The sequence below is a fragment of the Enterobacter pseudoroggenkampii genome, from assembly GCF_026420145.1.
Classification (GTDB): domain Bacteria; phylum Pseudomonadota; class Gammaproteobacteria; order Enterobacterales; family Enterobacteriaceae; genus Enterobacter; species Enterobacter pseudoroggenkampii.
In genome coordinates, this window is sequence record NZ_JAPMLV010000014.1 from 1 (window position 1) to 1577 (window position 1577).

2 tRNA genes and 2 rRNA genes are annotated in these 1577 nt (G+C 51.3%); all 4 read right to left on the reverse strand.

Features of this window, described 5'->3' with window-relative positions:
• A 23S ribosomal RNA gene (locus tag OTG14_RS23655) occupies positions 1 to 640 on the reverse strand; the annotation flags it as partial.
• Between the two features lie 170 nt (positions 641 to 810).
• Positions 811 to 886 (reverse strand) — tRNA-Ala (locus OTG14_RS23660).
• A gap of 43 nt (positions 887 to 929) precedes the next feature.
• Positions 930 to 1006: transfer RNA gene (locus OTG14_RS23665), tRNA-Ile, on the reverse strand.
• Positions 1007 to 1075: 69 nt separating this feature from the next.
• Positions 1076 to 1577, reverse strand: a 16S ribosomal RNA gene (locus OTG14_RS23670); the annotation flags it as partial.

A 1577-nucleotide genomic window follows, 5' to 3' on the forward strand; every position in this document is an offset into this window, starting at 1 on the left:
AAGACTCGGTTTCCCTTCGGCTCCCCTATACGGTTAACCTTGCTACAGAATATAAGTCGCTGACCCATTATACAAAAGGTACGCAGTCACACCACGAAGGTGCTCCCACTGCTTGTACGTACACGGTTTCAGGTTCTTTTTCACTCCCCTCGCCGGGGTTCTTTTCGCCTTTCCCTCACGGTACTGGTTCACTATCGGTCAGTCAGGAGTATTTAGCCTTGGAGGATGGTCCCCCCATATTCAGACAGGATACCACGTGTCCCGCCCTACTCTTCGAGTTCACAACCTGTGTGCTTTCGTGTACGGGACTGTCACCCTGTACCGTGCGACTTTCCAGACGCTTCCACTAACACACAAGCTGATTCAGACTCTGGGCTGCTCCCCGTTCGCTCGCCGCTACTGGGGGAATCTCGGTTGATTTCTTTTCCTCGGGGTACTTAGATGTTTCAGTTCCCCCGGTTCGCCTCGTTAACCTATGTATTCAGTTAACGATAGTGTGACGAATCACACTGGGTTTCCCCATTCGGACATCGCCGGGTCAAAGGTTCATATCACCTCGCCGGCGCTTTTCGCAGATTAGCACGTCCTTCATCGCCTCTGACTGCCAGGGCATCCACCGTGTACGCTTAGTCGCTTAACCTCACAACCCGAAGATGTTTCACTTCTGATTGCGAAAATTTGAGAGACTCGAACACACCTTAAAGATGTGTCGTTTCAATTTTCAGCTTGATCCAGATTTTTAAAGAGCAAAACTTCGCAGTGCACCTTTTCAGGTTCACTCTGAAGTTTTCTTGTGTTCGCAGTAAAAGATGGTGGAGCTATGCGGGATCGAACCGCAGACCTCCTGCGTGCAAAGCAGGCGCTCTCCCAGCTGAGCTATAGCCCCATCGTTTTGCAATCTCTGTACCGCTCATCCTTTAAAAGGAGTTTGGTAGGCCTGAGTGGACTTGAACCACCGACCTCACCCTTATCAGGGGTGCGCTCTAACCACCTGAGCTACAAGCCTGCAGAGATTTTTACTGCTGTTTTTCATCAGACAATCTGTGTGAGCACTGCAAAGGCAGGTTCTTTAAGGTAAGGAGGTGATCCAACCGCAGGTTCCCCTACGGTTACCTTGTTACGACTTCACCCCAGTCATGAATCACAAAGTGGTAAGCGCCCTCCCGAAGGTTAAGCTACCTACTTCTTTTGCAACCCACTCCCATGGTGTGACGGGCGGTGTGTACAAGGCCCGGGAACGTATTCACCGTAGCATTCTGATCTACGATTACTAGCGATTCCGACTTCATGGAGTCGAGTTGCAGACTCCAATCCGGACTACGACGCACTTTATGAGGTCCGCTTGCTCTCGCGAGGTCGCTTCTCTTTGTATGCGCCATTGTAGCACGTGTGTAGCCCTACTCGTAAGGGCCATGATGACTTGACGTCATCCCCACCTTCCTCCAGTTTATCACTGGCAGTCTCCTTTGAGTTCCCGGCCTAACCGCTGGCAACAAAGGATAAGGGTTGCGCTCGTTGCGGGACTTAACCCAACATTTCACAACACGAGCTGACGACAGCCATGCAGCACCTGTCTC